The organism is Cytophagia bacterium CHB2, assembly GCA_030263535.1.
Taxonomy (GTDB): domain Bacteria; phylum Zhuqueibacterota; class Zhuqueibacteria; order Zhuqueibacterales; family Zhuqueibacteraceae; genus Coneutiohabitans.
This window is the reverse complement of record SZPB01000119.1, coordinates 1-16,503: the sequence shown is the minus strand read 5'-3', so window position 1 is coordinate 16,503 and position 16,503 is coordinate 1. Positions and strand designations below refer to the sequence as shown.

The following is a 16,503-nucleotide window of genomic DNA, read 5'->3' as shown; positions in this document are numbered from 1 at the left end:
TAAAGCCAGTCGCCACTGCGGTCGCCGGTGAAGGTTCGTCCCGTACGATTGCCGCCGTGTGCCGCCGGAGCCAATCCCACAATCAGCAAACGCGCATTGAAATCACCAAACGAGGGCACGGGCTTGCCCCAATAGTCTTCGGTTTCAAAACGTTTGGTTTTCTCACGCGCGATGCGTTCGCGCCATTGCACCAGCCGGGGACAGCGCCGGCAAGCGACAATATCGTGATGAATTTGCAGAAGCTTTTGTTGAGTCTTGGAAGGTTTCATGAATTTGACATTTCGTGCTGAACTTTTTGAATAATATTCCAGCCGACACTTGCGCTTTTGCTATGAAAAAGCCATATTGCAAGCGTTTCGCAAATATCAATCTAACGTGAAATCAACAAAGGAGTCTAGCATGTTAAAAAAAGCGGTGCAGGATGCGATCAATGAACAAATCAAAGGCGAGTTGGAGTCAGCCTATTTGTATCTCGCGATGTCGGCCTATTGCGAATCTGCCAGCCTGCGCGGATTCGCGCACTGGATGCGCTTGCAAAGCCAGGAAGAAATTGGGCATGCGATGAAGCTATTCAATTTTCTCAATGATCGCGGCGGCCGCGTCATTTTGCAGGCGCTGGCGGAACCGCCCTATGAATTTCAATCGCCGCTGGATATGATGGAGCAGGCGCTTAAACACGAACGAAAAGTAACGGGCATGATCAATGCGCTGTACGAGCTTGCCATCAAGAAAAACGATTATGCCACGCAGGCGCATCTGCAGTGGTTTTTGACAGAACAAGTGGAAGAGGAAAAAACAGCGCAAGAATTAGTCGAACAATTGAAGATGCTCGGCGATCAAACCGCGGCTTTGCTGCTGCTCGATCGTGAAGTCGGACAGCGCGGCGGCGCGAAATAAAAAATCAGCCGGAAATTCTCATAGATGCCAACTCACGGAATCGCCTACTGCAATCTTGCCGTTATCCAACACCTCGGCAAAAGCGCCGCCACCCCAATCTTTTTTCATAATCTCACGCAAGCCGGGCCAGGCTTCATCCATCCGCTCGCACGGCCTGGTCTCACCGAGAATACGCAAGCGGCATGCGCCGATTTGCAGAATGCGATTCCGGCTTTCCAACAGGCTCAGGCCGCTAACCATGAGGTTCGCGCGGCGTGCAGCAGGATCGACCGGCGCGCCGAGTTGTTGCATCATCTCCGCCCAGCGCTCGGCGGAGATGATCGTCACCTGGCGTTTGCCGCCTTGATTCGCGTTGCCTTCCAAGCCTTGGCCGGCGACTAACGTTGCGCGCGTCTGTGCATCCATCGGGCCGCGGGTGGCGCGCTTCAGCCAGATTCTCTCCAATTTGCCAATTGTTTCCATTTTCAATCCTCAAAAAATTTTGCCTGCCGTTTCAGTTTTGCAACAATGTGCTTGCTGTTGAGTTTATTGCACGGAAAAATCACTTGCTTTTCGGAAGTCGAAGGTTTATTCTTGCGCGATCTTGAATTCAACATTCCGCGCATGGCGTGGCAATCTATCATAATTTTTGCAGGAAGACAAAGGATAAATCATGAGTCGAACAGCGAGCGTTTTGCGGATGGCGGGTTTGGCAATTTTAATCGGAAGCGGAGCATGGCATTGGCTAAACGCGGCTGACAATCAGGCGAAACGCGGGCAGAGAATGCCCGCGACTGCCGCGGGAATCGAATATGCGCCGAATGTCGTGGTGATAAAATTCAAAAACGGCCGGCAGTTCGGCGAGAAACTCAGCGCCACCGGCGTGGCCTCGGTTGATGCGGCCTTGCGTGCGCACGGCGTTTATCAATTGCAACAGGTTTTGCCGGAAAGCCGGGTGCGGCGCGATGCGGTTGCGGCCAAGGATATCTCGAGCATTTATTTTGCCTCCTTCAAAGGCGAGAATTCACCGCTGCACGTGGCGGAAGCCTTACAGCGCGATCCCAATATCGCCTACGCCGAACCGAAATACCGGCATCGCCTCGCGGTTGCGCCGAATGATCCGCAATTTATTTTGCAGACGTTCTATAATGCTGTCGATGCAACGCAAGCCTGGGACATTGTGAAAGGCGAGCAAGGCAGCGTGGTTATTGCCATCGTGGACGGCGGCACGGATATAGACCATGAAGATCTGGCCGCAAATTTATGGACGAATGTTGATGAAATTCCCGGCAACAACATTGATGATGACAACAACGGCTTTATTGATGATGCGCACGGCTGGAATTTTGCGAACAACTCGCCTGATGCCACGGGTTTATCGAGCACACCCAACAGTGCAGATCACGGCACGCATACCGCCGGCATTGCCAGCGCGGCGACGAATAACAGTGTTGGCATTGCCGGCATGAGCTGGAATGCCAAGTTCATGCCGATCTGCGCCGCCAGCGCAACCGATGACAACGCCATTGAATTTGGCTATCAGGGGGTTTTGTACGCGGCCAATAACGGCGCCGATATCATTAGTCTGAGTTGGGGCGGCTACGCCAGCTCTTCGTTTGAGCAAGATGTTGTCAATTTTGCCGCGGACTTGGGTATCGCTGTGATTGCTGCGGCCGGCAACGGCAACACCTCGGCGCGGCATTATCCCTCGGCCTATCAAAACGTGCTGGCTGTGGCGAACACCCGCAACGATGATGTCAAAAGTTCTACGTCGAATTATGGATCGTGGATTGATTTGGCCGCGCCCGGCAACAGCATTCTGAGCACCGTCAACAATAACAAGTATGCCAGCTTCTCCGGCACCTCGATGTCATGTCCGCTGGTGGCTGCGACTGTGGCTCTGGTGAAAACCAAAAACCCCTCGTGGAGCGCAATACAAGCCAGTGAACAAGTGCGCGTGACTTCGGACAATATCAATGCGGGCAATCCTGCCTATTCCGGCCTGTTGGGCCGCGGCCGCGTGAATGCTTTGCGCGCGGTGACGGAAACTTCGCCCTCCATTCGTTTGCAGGATTTCAGCTACACAGAAAGCGACGGCGATGGCGTGATCGAGCCGGGCGAAACCGTTGCGGTTACGGTTACCTTGCGCAACTATCTTGCACCTGTTGTCAATGCCACGGTAACGCTGAGTGAGAGCGACGACTTCGTTACCGTAACCACCGCGAACGCCGCCGTGGGCGCGCGTGGAACGCTGCAAGAAACAACTGTGGCAACACCGCTGCAGTTCAGCGTTGCCGGCAATGCGCCGAGTGGGCATCCCATCGACTTCACGCTTACGATTGCATCCGGCAGTTATTCCGACGCCGATCGCTTCACTGTTACCGTTTTGCCGACCTTTGGAAGCGTGAGTGTGAATAATGTCGCCACTACGGTTACCAACATTGGCCGCCTCGGATTTGCCGATCCCAGCAATTCGCTCGATGGCATTGGCTTCCGCTTTAAGAACGGAACGAGTTTGTTGTTTGAAGGCGGCGTCATTGCCGGCGCCGGGCCAACCCAAATTTCAAACGCCGTCCGCGGCCTGATTGCCGGCAATAGCCAGGGATACGATAAAGATTTTACCATCGCAACCGGCGGAGATTTGCGGGTAATGACGCCGGGCGCGCTGAGCGACCAGGAGAGCATCGGCATTTTCGAAGATAAAGCCGCCAATAACCCAATGCAGATTCGCGTAATTCAGGAAACGTTTGCGCGCAAAGAGGCGCCGGCGGATGATTTCATTTTGTTCCGTTATACCATCGAAAACCAAAAGGAAACACCGCTCACCGAATTTCATTTTGGAATTTTCTTTGATTGGGATATTGACGGCGGTTCGTTTGCGACCAACATTACCACGAATGATGCCTCGCACAAATTAGGATATGCTTATGATTCCGGCTCCGGGCCGAAAACATATGTCGGCATGTCTTTGGTTTCGCAAGGCGATTTTAACTATGAAGGGATTTTTAACGACCCGAATGCGCCAGGATTCACCGGCATTGGCTTGCATGACGGCTTTACGGATACGGAAAAGTGGCAATCAATCAGCGGCGGCATCGGACTCAACCAGGCCGGACCCGCGGATGTTTCGTTCGTTGTTGCCGCAGGCCCATTTGACATTGCCGGCCGCGCAACCATTGAGGTTGGTTTTGCCTTGCTGGCGGGCGAGAGCCTGGCGGATTTGCAGGCAAACGCCGATGCCGCGCAGCAATTTTGGAATGAATTGTTCGCCACGAAGGTGACGGAGAAAAACGATGCCGGCCTGCCGCAAGCATTCGCGCTGCAGCAGAATTATCCGAATCCCTTCCGCAGCGAAATCACCACGGAGAGCAAGATTGCGGGCGCTGGAACGGTTATCGGTTTTCAATTGCCCAAAGCCGAACATGTCGCATTGGAAATCTATGATGTTCTGGGCCGAAAGATTCGCACGCTGCTGCAGGATCGGCGCAATGCCGGCGTGTATGCTGTGAGATGGGATGGCTTGAATGAATTGGGCGAACCGGCGCACAACGGCATTTATTTTTATCGCATGCGCGCGGGCAGCTTTGTGCAAACGCGCAAGCTGGTTTTGGTGCGATAACCTTAAACAGGAATTAGGCGCGCAAGTTGACGGAGGAAAGGGAAAGAGGCGGGCAAAAGTATGCTTGAACGCGTTGTTGCTTTTGTGAATCGTTTTGTTGTCGATCCGGTTTTACAGCAGCGGATCGTCGCTGTGTTGCATTCGTTGCCCCGTGAGGTACTGCAGGATTTATTACAAGACGAGCGCTTTCGCATGGCGGTGTACGATGTCAACGATCCGGCGAATTCGTATCTGCATATGGCGCCGCCGGGCATGGGTGACAATGGCAGCCGCATGATTGCATGGAAATCCTCTCTCAACCGCGCGCCGCTTGATTTTGCGAATTATGTCATTGCGCACGAATTTGCTCACGCTTATTTGCGCAACCGCGGGCGTACGGCGGAAGAAGATCCCGAAGATGCCGCCGATGTGCTTGCCCATTCATGGGGCTATGATAAACCCGAAAGCGCCAAGCGTTTTACCTGGTGGCGCCGGACGTGAGTACTTGTAGTTGAGACAGTGAAGCTCGAAAATCTCCTGCAAAATTAAAATCCCGGAAGACAAAGCTGAATGCTTTAGCTTCCGGGATTTTTTGTTTCAACGATTTTTGATGCAACGGCCAAGCCGTTGCGGGGACAATTTCTTGAAAACTGAATTGCCGAACGAACGCCCAACTATTTCCAGCTCATAAAGCTCGAATCCATCCTCGCCGGATTCTCCACCCAGTCCGCAACGAACACGTTGGTGTCGCGCGTAGGCGTACGCTGCGCGTTGCGATTCGAGCAAAAAACGAGTTGCTTGCCGTCATACGAAAACATGGGAAAGGCGTCGAACGTATCGGTGTGCGTGATTTGCCGCAAGCCGGTGCCGTCGATGTTGATCATGAAAATGTCGAAGTTGCGCCCGCCTTTGTCGAGTGAATGATGATTCGAGCAAAACAGCACGCGCTTGCCATCGGGATGGAAGAAGGGCGCCCAATTCGCGCCGGGAAGATTGGTGACTTGCCGCACATTCTTACCCTCCGCGTCGGCAACAAAAACATTCAACTCCTTCGGTTCGACGAATCCTTTTGCCAATAAATCCTTGTAACTCGCCTGTTCCTCCTCTGTCGTTGGCCGGCTGGCGCGCCACACGATTTGTTTCGAATCCCGCGAGAAGAAAGCTCCGCCGTCGTAACCCAACTCCGAGGTCAATTGCAAATACTCTCCGGTTTGCAAATCATAACGCCAGAGTTCCAAATCACCCGAACGCGTCGAGGTGAAAACCACATAACGGCCATCCGGCGAAACCGTGGCCTCGGCATCGTAGCCGGGCGCGCCGATCAAAACTTCGGGCTGTGTCCCGCCCGGGCGGGATTGGGCGCGATAGATATCATAGCTTTCATAAATCGGCCAGACGTACCGGCCTTCGCTGAACATCGCGGCTTTGGGGCAATCTGCGCTGGCGGCGTGCGTTGAGGCATAAATGATCGTACCGTCCTGCAAAAAATAGCTGCACGTCGTGCGGCCTTTGCCGGTTGAGACCAAATTGTACGGCTGGCCGTCGGCGAGCGGCGCGCCGTTCGCATTCATCACAAAAATTTGATCGCAGCCCTGTGCATTGATTTTCTCCCAATCGCTTTGAAAGATAAGCTGCTTGTCATCGAAGCTCCAATAAGCTTCGGCATTGTTGCCGCCGAACGTCAATTGCCGGATGTTGCGCAAATGAATTTCGCCGCTGTAGCGCAGTGAATCGGCCGAGGCGTGGTTCGTTTCCGCTTCCGAATTTTTTTGCGCATTCGAACAACCGGGCAAATAGAGCAGCAACAAGGCGAAAAACATCATCAAAACCGGCCGTGTGTGCGCCAGCGTCGAACGACCAAAACGTCTAAGCAAAACTTCCCTGGGGTTCAAGTCAGACTCCCTTCTGAGTTTCTCTATTGATCACATTTAAATTGAACCACTGATAAAGCTCTCAAACCACCTCAAGCTCATGCTCCAGCAACCGATCGTCATCAAACAAAAAACGCCCTTCGAATTTATTGCCGGCGAGCATGTGGGGAATCCAAATGCGATCGTCTTCCCACATGCGATCATACGGAATTCGATCGAGCGGCGTCCACAACGGCGCGGCTTCATCGGTTTCCATCGGCTCACCTTCCCAATCTGAGGCCGTGAAGACTTGCACGTGAATCGACAAGCCGTCGACGAATTGAAAGCGCAAAATGCCGCTCGGGTGCAGACCGAGCGGCGTGATTTTCAGCTCCTCTTGAACTTCGCGCACCGCGCACGCGAGCGCGGTTTCGCCCGGATCGATGCGGCCGCCGGGGCCGTTGATTTTGCCCGCGCCCAGCCCGCGCTTTTTGTGAATGAGCAGGATGTGGCCGTTCTGCATCACAAACGTCAACGTGGCGCGTTGCTGGGGCGCCCAATTCTCCCAATCGATATCACGCAGGCGCGCATATTTTTTTTCCGGGTTGGAATTCTTCATTTTCGGCGCTGAGTTATTTCGCAAAAATCTTTTTGAAGAATTGCTGTGTGTCGGCCCAAGATTTTTTATCCGCCGCGGCATTGTAAGCCAGTGGCATATCGAATTTCTTGCCGAACGTATCCGCGTCGGGATTGGTGAAGCTGTGCTTAGCGTCCGGGTAGTCGATGAATTGGAAATCGACTTTGGCGTCTGTCATTTCCTTTTTGAAGGCCGTGATTTGTTCGGCCGTGACAAAAGGATCTGCTGCGCCATTGCACACCAACACGGCGGCCTTTACTTTGCCCGGTTGCGCCGGCGTTTGGGTGCCCAGGCTGCCGTGAAAACTGACCACGCCCTTCAAAGCAAACCCAAAACGCGCCATGTGCAGCACCACGCCGCCGCCAAAGCAATAGCCGATCGCGGCGATCCGGGTCGTATCGGTGGTTTTGTGTTTCTTGAGAACCTCGAGCGCTGCAGTGAAACGCGCTTTTGCGCCTTCGATGTTTTGCATCACCGCGCCGGCAAACTTGCCCGCCTCGTCGGGATGTGCCGCCTGTTTGCCGTCGCCAAACATATCCACCGCGAGCGCGGTGTAACCCAATTCCGCCAGCATGCGGGCGCGTGTGCGCGCGTATTCATTGTGCCCCCACCATTCGTGCACCACCAACACCCCGGGACGTTTGCCTGTGACCGAATCGTCGTAAGCCAGATATCCCTTCATGGTCACGTCGCCGGCAGTGTAGGTGATTTCTTCGTGTTTCACTTCGGCAAAGGCGGAAAGTGCGGCGACCAGCAGCACAGCGAAGATCAAGCGAACAGCCTTCATCGGAATTCTCCTCAAAGTTTTGGGCGGCTTTGAAGTGTTTGTTGTGGCTTGAAATTTTTACGCCAATATAGCCATCAAACCGGCAACGCGCAACCCGGAAATTTTTTTGAAAACGCCTGTGCCGGGATTTCAGACAAACGAAGGTCTGGTATTCTGCCGGCAGTTTTCCAGTTTTTGACCGCAAAGGCCGCCGCGATTGGGCAAAATCATTTTTGAGCATCACGATCACATCCGTTGGCCGCGTTCATCCGTTGGAGCCTGCGCGCTGCTACCTTGAATTGCAGGAGCACTCTCTTGCTTTGTTATTCAAACGAATCTTGTGAGGTATTCAGTATGAGGCTTGAAACTTCACAGGAGCCCTTCTGGATGACACGCACGAATGGATAAATTTTTCAAAGTAGCCGTGCACCAGCCTTTAACGCGACAGGCCATGGCAGGGAATGGGCGGAAGGGTTTTTCCGCGAGCCAATTCCTTGGAATAGTATTCCGAGTTTTAGAAGCTAACCCTCGCGCGATTTCCGGCAGGCAAAAATTATCGATAAGGGCTTTCGTGTTTCTGGATGTTTTGGCTCAAGGCATTCTTTGAGCATGAAACCGGCTTGTTGCAGCGTTGCAAGCCACGAGCTGAGCGTGCGAAAATACCAGGGCATCGGTTGCGGGAACGTTTCGCCAAATGCGGCAAAGGATTCCATGCGCCAGCCGTCCTCATAAGGCTCATCGCCGCATGCGCTCCACGGGTGAACGGTTTGAATGATCAGCGCGCCGTGTGTTGCCAATGCCTGGCGCAGACTCGTCAAAAGTGAATCCAGCTCTTCACTCAAAAGTGAAAAATTGCAAACGATGAGATCAAAAGGGCCCGCAAGCCGCGCAGGATCGGCGACAATCTCGTCATAGTTTAGCACGCGAAAAGCAGCGTTGACGTTGCGTTGTGCTTCGGCAATCAATGCGGCGCTGCCATCAACTCCGGTAACCTCGAGGCCGCGATTCGCCAACTCGCGCGCGAGCCAGCCCTCGCCGCAGCCCACATCCAGCACGCGCTTCGGTTGGTATGCCGTGATTGCCGCCAAAATCGCGGCATCTGTCGCCACACGGCGGCTTTCGATTTGCCGGCTTTGTACCACCGTGGTCCACGCCTGCGCGTTGGCCTCCCAACTGTCGGTTAATTGTTTTTTGAAATTCGGAAGCGTCATGAGGAAAAAACCAGGGCATGGCGCAATGCCATGCCCCGTGAGTTGTGGTTAGATCGTCGGGTCCGGCGGTGTGTTGGGGTTGTTCAAGCGTTCTTGATCGGGATACGGATAGAAGTTGCGATTGCGCTCGGCATTGGCATCGAGTGGACCAGGCCGTCCCAGGCGGCGGCTGTCTTCGAAGTGCAGGCCGGTCATGAATAACTCGGCGCTGCGCTGGCGATAAATCTCCTCCAACAAACTGCTTTCGGTTACCGGCCCGCTGTAGATCGGCAGGCCCGCAGCAACGCCGAGGGGATCCGTGGTTTTGGTGCGCACGGCATTGATTTCCACCACGGCTTCTGCCAACCGGCTCTGCCGCACCAACGCTTCGGCTTTGATGAGGTTCATCTCGCCGGGCAGATAAACGGGAATCGTTTTTGTCGGGGTATCAAAGAAACCCTTGAGATCATCAATGGGCAGATTGTACGGCGAAGGATTGGTTCTGTCCGCGGGCGTGAGGAAAAAAGCCAGGCGCCCATCGCCGGACTCAATCAACGCGCTGCCGAAATTATCGCGCGCCGCATAGTTCCGGTTGAGGAACACGAGCTGATAAATCGGGTTGGGGTTGCGATCATCGTACGTGAACACGGAGGTGGAGGCCAGATTGACGCTTGCAGCAGCGTCGAATGCTTGTTGATACCGCCCAACCATCAAATTGTAGCGCGCGCGATAGGCATTGATGGTGTTCACCAGATCGAAATTTCTGCCCAGAATTTTTGTAGTGAATTCGTTGCTCGCGGGCGTTGTCGCCAGTAATTGCGCAGCCGCGTCGAGCAAACTGATTGCGCTCGCCAAAACCTCCGCACGCGGCTGAAAGATGGATTTGCCGTTCTCGTCAAGCTCGATGGGCGCTTGCTCGAACGCCTGCGCGAGAACGCCCATGGACATGGCTTTGTAAAGATGCGCCAAGGCAATGATGCCGCTGCGCGTGCCGGGATCGAGCGTCACGTTCGGCGCGCTGCTGATCAAATCATTCGCCATGCTGATCACACGGATGGGCCGCGACCACAGCGCCAGCACGTTACCGTTGCCGGTGGTGACTTGATCGCCGCCGTCCTGCAATTCCAACAAATTGGTGAAGGTGGAATTGATCGCGATTTCGCCGCTGGTCACGCCGGGCGTTAAAATCATCGCTTCCACCACGCCGATGGCATAATTTTGCTGAATGCCCGCCGCCAGCGCGATCACGCCTTCGCGCGTGGTCAACACTTGATCTTCCGAAGCGCTGTTGGGATTGGTGACGTCCAGCGAACAGGCTGTTATCACCAACAGCAGCAGGCTCGCCAATGCCAGCGCCAGTTTATGTTTATCAAAAAATCTGTTCATGAAATCATTCTCCAAAATTGTGCGATTTCCCTGCAAGCTCATTCTTCCAGAATCTTGTTGGGTTTTTGATACGACGGTGAACGCGACTGCTTTCCCGAGACTTCACAAGATTCCTACGGAATGACAGGAAGGGTGGATGAGTCTAGAACTGAAGTTAGTAATTCAACGTCACACCAAAAGAGAATGAGCGCGGAATGGGAACTTCGACGAAATCAAAACCGCGCACGCCCGTGCTCTGGCCGGCGGTGTTGATCTCGGGATCGTAGCCGGTATAATCATCAATCGAAAACAGATTGCGGCCAATCAAACTCAAACGCATACTGCGCAGGCCGAGCATCTTGGGATGCAAATCATACGAAACCGCAAGCTCGCGCAATTTGATGAACGAGGCGTCTTCAACCCAGGCGCCCAAAATGGAGAAGAGTGCGGTGTTGTAACCGGCAGGCACCTGGCCTTCCAACTCGCGTTGATAATCCACCAAATTGCCGTATAGCGGCCCGCGCGCGCCGACGCGCCGCGTGAAGTTGAAAACATCAAAGCCCTGCACCGCATCCAACTGGGCGCGCACGGAGAGATTACGCCCGATCTCCACTTCATTGATCCACGACGCGGTGAAATCAGGATTGGGATCGCCGGTGACGTCGCGAATCGTGCCGCCGGTGGGCTGGCCATTCGCACCGCGGCTGCGCTGTTCCGGTTGCGGCAGGCCGGCAGGCGTCAACAGCAAACTGCCGTCGGCATTGCGCGCATAAAACGTGGTATAAAACACGCCCAGCGGCTGGCCATTGACGGCAGCAACCTGGCCGAACGAATCCGCGAGCAACAGAATGTCGCCTTCGATGCCGTTGACTTCGTTGCGATTGCGGGCGAACGTCACGCTCGTGTTCCAGCGCACGTTGCGCGTTTGCAGCGGGATTGCCCGCAGCATCACTTCGAGGCCTTTGTTATCCAGCGTACCCACATTTTCCAAACGGCTCAAATAGCCGGTGGAAGGCGCGAGCGAGCGGAACAGCAGCAGATCGGTCACATGCTGGTTGTAATAAGAAAACTCCACCGCGATTTTATCGCGCCACAAGCTGAACAAATCTTCTTGACTAATGAGATTTATTTTTTTAATAATCAGGTAATATGAAATTTTATTACCTTCAATGATCTCTAAGATGCTGGTTCCTGAGAATTGAAAAATTTCATTCACAATAGGATCCAAAATCGCTCGCCACCGAAATACTGCAGAAGTATTTTGGATCTTGTCAATATTATTAAATTGATTCCAAATTAACACAGCGATGATGCCTTCAAATATTCTGCTGATTTTAATAGCAAAAGGCCGAACCTCATCGAAATGATAATTTGGAAACACTCTACTCGTCTTCTCACTACAAGTAATTGGAGGCCATCATGCGAGCAGCTAAATTCAAGGATTATAATATTGTTGCCGCAGTCGTCTTATTGCTGGCTTTGTTTGTTATGTCGTGTAATTTATCGAAGCCAACAGAAGATTCTGATATTCAATCGCCATTGTCGCATAGCCCATCAGATCGTGGAGCCATTGCTAAAGCCATTCCCCTAGGACGACAAACAGCTAGTGGAAGCCAAAGCATGGCAGGTAGTATTCATGCATGGGCATCTGTTATTTCATATGGTGAAGGATTCAAAGAAGATTATATAGATGTACAAACTTCTTCAAACGCCACTAATATAAAGCTTAAAGTGCATGGCGTTTACCGATACAATTCATCATGTGATCCTCTCGGAAGTGCTCTTACCTATGTGATGGTAGACAATCAACCTCCTTTGTATTTGAATAATACCAATTGGATAAATCTTCCGAGTGGATCGCATACCTTTCGAGTATATGCATCAATCACAACTAGCATAGGTGTAGACCAATGCAGTTCTTGTGAGCCACCGCCGTTCGAGTGTAATGGAGAATCTGGCATAGAATTAACTGTAATATGGGATAGTGCGCAGGAATAGCATTTTTAATTTTAGCTGCTAAATTGTGGACGTTCACTTTTTATTTCTAATGGTATGAAGGAAGCTTCATACCATTTTTATTTTACGGAACATTTAATTCATACTTATGAACAAAACAAAATGCGTTTCGTGAAGATTTGCACCACGCCGTTGTTGGCGCGCGAGCCGTAAATTGCAGCCGCGGCCGCGCCCTTGATCACTTCGATGCGCTCGATGTCTTGCGGATTGATATCGACCAAACGATTTTGGCGATAGCCGCCCAGGTCGATCAGTTGCGGTGAGTCGTTGCTCACGATCACGCCGTCTACGATGTACAGGGGATCGGCGTTGCCCAGCACCGTGCTTGCCCCGCGCAACCGCACGGTGATGCCGCCTGCCGGGTTGCCGGAGTTTTGTTGAATCTGTGCGCCTGCGATTTTTCCCGTGAGCGCCGCATCAATGGCGGTCGCGCCGGTCGATTCCATTTCGCGAATGTTTACCGTTGAAATGGCATTGCCGAGTTGCCGTTTTGAAGTGGCGACCGAAGTACCGGTGACGATGACTTCGTCCATCTGCAAGGCATCGACCGTGAGATTGAAACTGACATCAATAATGCCGCTGGTTTGCGTTACGCTTTGCCGAGCTGATTTGTAGCCGAGCAGGCGCGCTTCAAGCACGGTTTCCGGACCCGGCGAAGGCACCAGAATAGAGAAATTGCCGCTGGCATCCGTCGCCGCGCCGCGCGTGGTGCCAACCACGAGAACATTCGCGCCTACCAGCGGTTCGCCGCGATCGTCCGCCACATGACCTTGAATAGTCAATTGGCCAAAGGCGAGCACCGGCAGGGCGAGTAGCGCGAGTGTTTGCAACAAACAACGTCGCACAGTAAACATGAACTTCCTCCCGAACAAGTTTTGATGAGTAGCAGTTGAGTGAAAGGACTCTGGGATCACCGCAGGCTGTTAAGAGTGTTACTCCTCCTTTCTCCCGTTTAAATAAATTGCCCACAAGGATAATAAAAATTTCTGCTTTGTCAGGATCATTTTCTTTGAGCGGCGGAATGCGCATTGCTTGTGAACGGCAGTGATTCATCTCAAACAGGATCGACGATTAAATGACTTTCCCAATCTCCAACCGCGAATTGAGGCGAATCATTGCAAATTAAAAAGCATTAGCGGCTATTCGCGTTTATTAGCGGATTAAAGAAAATGAGTCAGGTATTTAAATCGCAATCCTTAGCAGTAAGCTCAACCCGCCAAAATGCTGCACGCCTTGCAACCCATCATTTCGCACTGACTGAATCAAAATGCTCAAGACTGTATGCTGTTCCTATCAGCACCTCTTGAGTGACAGAGTATTTCGAGATGGCTGCACGGTGTTGAAGTAAAGCCGCAAGGATCACAGTTTTGCATTTTTTGTTACCCGGCGTTAGCAGAACGGCGGAATTGAGTGTTTATTTGTTCACAAGTTTTTGAAATTATTCAATAAATGTGCGCTATTTTCGAAAAAAAACTTGACTTTAATAGGATTGTAAGTTATCATTGGGCGAAAGTGGATAAAAGTAGGGAATAGTGGGGATTAATGGAAGGTAGGGGTACGAAGCCGTGGTTGAACTCTCTGAAATCATTCCAAAATTTTATGGCCGCTTCAAGCAGAGCTTAGACGATAAGGGCCGCGCCGCCATTCCGGCCAAGATTCGCGAAATCGTCGATCTGCGCGACATGAAGTCGCTGATGTTGCGGCTGATGGAAACGCCGAATGCCTGTTTCATTCGTGCGTATCCCGCCTCTTATTTCCGCGAGAAGATCCTGCCAATGGCTTCGAATATCGACGAGGAAAGTGAGCTTGGTATCTACCAGATGCAGGCGATCCTGGCATCCTGCCATCAGGTACGATTGGATAATCAAGGTCGCATCAACATTCCGACGGAGTTATTGCAAGCCGCAAAAATCACCAAAGAAATTCGCTACGTCGGGATGGGCGACTTTTTTGATATGTGGGACGTCGCAAACTACGAACAGTTTTTAGAAGCAGGACGCAGCGGCGCGCTCAAGGGTTAGCCTGTGTCAACGCCCAAGCTACAACAAGGCGACTATCACGTTCCCGTTTTAGTGCGCGAGGTGATCGCATTCCTGCTCACCGAAAAAAGCGTGACGCTGGTAGACGCCACGGTGGGCGACGGCGGCCATAGCCTGGCGCTCTTGGAAGCGAATCCGCACATACGCGTGATCGGCCTGGATGTTGATCCGCAATCCCTGGCCGTAGCGCAACAACGTTTGGCAAAATTCAAAAATCGATTCTTATTCGTGAATGGCAACTTCCGGCATATGACCAGTCTCCTCACAGCAAACGGCATCACGTCGGTTGATGGTGTGCTGGCCGATTTGGGCATGAGTTCACGCCAAATCGACAGGCCGGAACGCGGCTTTAGTTATCTCGATGAGGGCCCGCTCGATTTACGCCTGAACCCCTCCCTCCCCCAAACTGCAGCGGAGCTGATGGCGGCTCTAGAACAAGACGAACTGGTGCGTCTTCTGCGGGACTATGGCGAAGAAAGGCAAGCCCGGCCTATCGCGCGAGCCATCGTGCAACAACGACGGCGGCACCCGATCCGGACGACGACTGATCTTCGCTTGATTATCGAAGGCGTCGTGCGCGGCCCTCATCGGATTAAATCCCTGGCGCGCGTGTTTCAAGCGCTGCGCATCGCGGTGAATGAAGAATTGCAGGCCCTGCAAGAGTTTTTGCAGCAAGCCTTCACGCTGCTGTCCTCCGGCGGGCGCATGGCGCTCATCAGCTATCATTCGCTGGAAGATCGCATCGTGAAAGAGTTCTTTCGTGCGCAAGCCTTGTCTTGCACCTGCCCACCGGAATTTCCGATGTGTGTGTGCGGCAAACAAAGCCAGGCGGTGATTTTGACGCCCAAGCCCGTTACGCCGGGCCCGGAGGAATTGGCTGCGAATCGGCGCAGTCGCAGCGCCAAGCTGCGTGTGTTGCAGAAACGATGAAAATGGCGAAACCCAAAGCCGGCGTGCGCCGCCCGGCGGCGCCGGTGAAGCGCAAGGCAGCGCCACGCGCGCAAGTCATCAATGCCAGCAGCAAAGTTCGCCTGAAGCTGCGCCAGCCCAAGGCTGCGAGTCACGGGATGGGCAAAGTCTGGGCGGTTTTGCTGGCGCCGTTTTTCGTTCTCTTGATTTTTGGTTTGTTGTTGATTTGGGAGCGGGTGGCGGTGGAGCGCTTGGCCAAAACAGTTGCACAGTTGGAAGCTCAAAAAATACAGCTTGTCGAGCAAAACACGCGGCTGGTCGTGCAAGCGGAGCAGTTTGGCGGTTATGGCCGCATTTCGAAAATTGCACGCGAGCGCTTGCACATGATCCGAGTGGCCACCAAGCTGATCGTGGTCTCACAGGAATGAAGAAGCAATTTCATACAGCCTTGTCGCGGCGGGACTCGCCGTCGAAACGGAAAACCAAAACGGCTGACGCAGCCCAGCCGAATCGCAGCGTTTTTATTGAAGCATTTTTTTTACTCTTCGCTCTGATTTTGATCAGCCGCTTGTTGTATATCCAACTGTTGCAACGCGGGAAATATCAAAACGCCGCAAAAAGCCAGCATTATTCCGCCATTCCCTTGGAAGCGCAACGCGGCCTCATTTATGATCGCAATCACAATATGCTCGCTTTGAACGATGCCTGTATCTCGGTCGGTGTGGAGCTGCGCCAAGTTAAAGATCGCCGCGGTTTGGCGCACAAGCTGGCGCGCATTTTGGGTGAATCCTCCGCGGCATTGTTGGAGCGCATGCGCACGGACCGTCCCTTTGTCTGGCTCAAACGCCGGGTTGACGCCGAGCTGGCAAAGAAAATTGAGGCGAGCCATTTGCCCGGCATTCGCATCGAGAAAGATATGCGCCGGCGTTATCCTCATAAAGAAATCGGGGCGCACGTGATCGGCTACACCGATGTGGATAATCGCGGCATCTCCGGCATTGAACTGACCAGCGACTCCTTGCTGGCGGGGCAGAATGGCCGCAAGTTTCTGCAAAAAGATGCGATCGGGAATTCCTTTCCCAATCTCGCCATGCCCGATGTGCCGCCGGTTCACGGCCAACACATTTTTTTGACGCTCGACTACGTCATTCAGACGATTGCCACGGAAGAGTTGCGCTCGGCCATGGATTTTTTTGATGCCAGCCGGGGCACCGTCGTCGTCACCAATCCGCAAACCGGCGAAATTTTGGCGATGGT

Annotated in this window: 17 protein-coding genes; 8 read left to right on the top strand and 9 right to left on the bottom strand. The window is 53.1% G+C overall.

Translation table 11 applies throughout. The annotated features are described in order from the left end of the window. The coding region (locus tag FBQ85_13290; protein ID MDL1876128.1) for a uracil-DNA glycosylase at positions 1–269 on the bottom strand (269 nt) is incomplete at its 3' end. A 130-nt stretch (positions 270–399) separates the two neighbouring features. Here FBQ85_13290 and FBQ85_13285 point away from each other — a divergent pair. Next, a complete protein-coding gene (locus tag FBQ85_13285) occupies positions 400–897 on the top strand; it encodes a ferritin (protein ID MDL1876127.1) in 498 nt (165 codons plus the stop codon). A gap of 18 nt (positions 898–915) precedes the next feature. On the opposite strand, the gene FBQ85_13280 is transcribed toward FBQ85_13285, so the two are convergent. Next, on the bottom strand, positions 916–1,359 hold the full coding sequence (locus FBQ85_13280; GenBank protein ID MDL1876126.1) for an MOSC domain-containing protein: 444 nt from the start codon (positions 1,357–1,359) through the stop codon (positions 916–918). A 190-nt stretch (positions 1,360–1,549) separates the two neighbouring features. On the opposite strand from FBQ85_13280, the gene FBQ85_13275 reads away from it, so the two are divergent. After that, a complete protein-coding gene (locus FBQ85_13275) occupies positions 1,550–4,495 on the top strand; it encodes a T9SS type A sorting domain-containing protein (GenBank protein MDL1876125.1) in 2,946 nt (981 codons plus the stop codon). A 60-nt stretch (positions 4,496–4,555) separates the two neighbouring features. Continuing rightward, the gene (locus FBQ85_13270; protein MDL1876124.1) at positions 4,556–4,975 is read left to right on the top strand and encodes a hypothetical protein; all 420 of its coding nucleotides are present in this window, start codon (positions 4,556–4,558) and stop codon (positions 4,973–4,975) included. Positions 4,976–5,148: 173 nt separating this feature from the next. On the opposite strand, the gene FBQ85_13265 is transcribed toward FBQ85_13270, so the two are convergent. The 6 genes from FBQ85_13265 to FBQ85_13240 form a co-directional block, all read right to left on the bottom strand. Further along, positions 5,149–6,297, bottom strand: a complete 1,149-nt coding sequence (locus tag FBQ85_13265) for a hypothetical protein (protein ID MDL1876123.1) — start codon at positions 6,295–6,297, stop codon at positions 5,149–5,151. Between the two features lie 130 nt (positions 6,298–6,427). Continuing rightward, positions 6,428–6,943, bottom strand: a complete 516-nt coding sequence (locus FBQ85_13260) for an 8-oxo-dGTP diphosphatase (GenBank protein MDL1876122.1) — start codon at positions 6,941–6,943, stop codon at positions 6,428–6,430. A 13-nt stretch (positions 6,944–6,956) separates the two neighbouring features. Next, a complete protein-coding gene (locus FBQ85_13255) occupies positions 6,957–7,748 on the bottom strand; it encodes a dienelactone hydrolase family protein (GenBank protein MDL1876121.1) in 792 nt (263 codons plus the stop codon). Between the two features lie 500 nt (positions 7,749–8,248). Next, positions 8,249–8,938, bottom strand: a complete 690-nt coding sequence (locus FBQ85_13250; protein ID MDL1876120.1) for a class I SAM-dependent methyltransferase — start codon at positions 8,936–8,938, stop codon at positions 8,249–8,251. Between the two features lie 48 nt (positions 8,939–8,986). Then, positions 8,987–10,240 (bottom strand): RagB/SusD family nutrient uptake outer membrane protein, encoded by a 1,254-nt coding sequence (locus FBQ85_13245; GenBank protein MDL1876119.1) that lies wholly within the window; start codon positions 10,238–10,240, stop codon positions 8,987–8,989. Positions 10,241–10,457: 217 nt separating this feature from the next. Beyond that, positions 10,458–11,498 (bottom strand): hypothetical protein, encoded by a 1,041-nt coding sequence (locus tag FBQ85_13240; GenBank protein ID MDL1876118.1) that lies wholly within the window; start codon positions 11,496–11,498, stop codon positions 10,458–10,460. A 203-nt stretch (positions 11,499–11,701) separates the two neighbouring features. Between FBQ85_13240 and FBQ85_13235 the strand changes: the two genes are divergently transcribed. After that, positions 11,702–12,280, top strand: coding sequence for a hypothetical protein (locus tag FBQ85_13235; protein MDL1876117.1), 579 nt, complete (start codon positions 11,702–11,704; stop codon positions 12,278–12,280). Positions 12,281–12,384: 104 nt separating this feature from the next. Here the strand turns inward: FBQ85_13235 and FBQ85_13230 are convergent, their stop codons facing one another. After that, on the bottom strand, positions 12,385–13,152 hold the full coding sequence (locus FBQ85_13230; protein MDL1876116.1) for a hypothetical protein: 768 nt from the start codon (positions 13,150–13,152) through the stop codon (positions 12,385–12,387). Between the two features lie 711 nt (positions 13,153–13,863). Here FBQ85_13230 and FBQ85_13225 point away from each other — a divergent pair. The 4 genes from FBQ85_13225 to FBQ85_13210 form a co-directional block, all read left to right on the top strand. Next, positions 13,864–14,319, top strand: coding sequence for a hypothetical protein (locus FBQ85_13225; GenBank protein MDL1876115.1), 456 nt, complete (start codon positions 13,864–13,866; stop codon positions 14,317–14,319). Between the two features lie 3 nt (positions 14,320–14,322). Then, on the top strand, positions 14,323–15,267 hold the full coding sequence (gene rsmH / locus FBQ85_13220; GenBank protein ID MDL1876114.1) for a 16S rRNA (cytosine(1402)-N(4))-methyltransferase RsmH: 945 nt from the start codon (positions 14,323–14,325) through the stop codon (positions 15,265–15,267). Further along, complete coding sequence (locus tag FBQ85_13215; GenBank protein ID MDL1876113.1) at positions 15,264–15,674, top strand: hypothetical protein; 411 nt, start codon at positions 15,264–15,266, stop codon at positions 15,672–15,674. Before rsmH ends, FBQ85_13215 begins: the two co-directional genes overlap by 4 nt. Continuing rightward, positions 15,671–16,503 (top strand): hypothetical protein (locus FBQ85_13210; GenBank protein ID MDL1876112.1); only part of this gene is annotated, 833 nt, incomplete at its 3' end. The genes FBQ85_13215 and FBQ85_13210, both read left to right, overlap by 4 nt.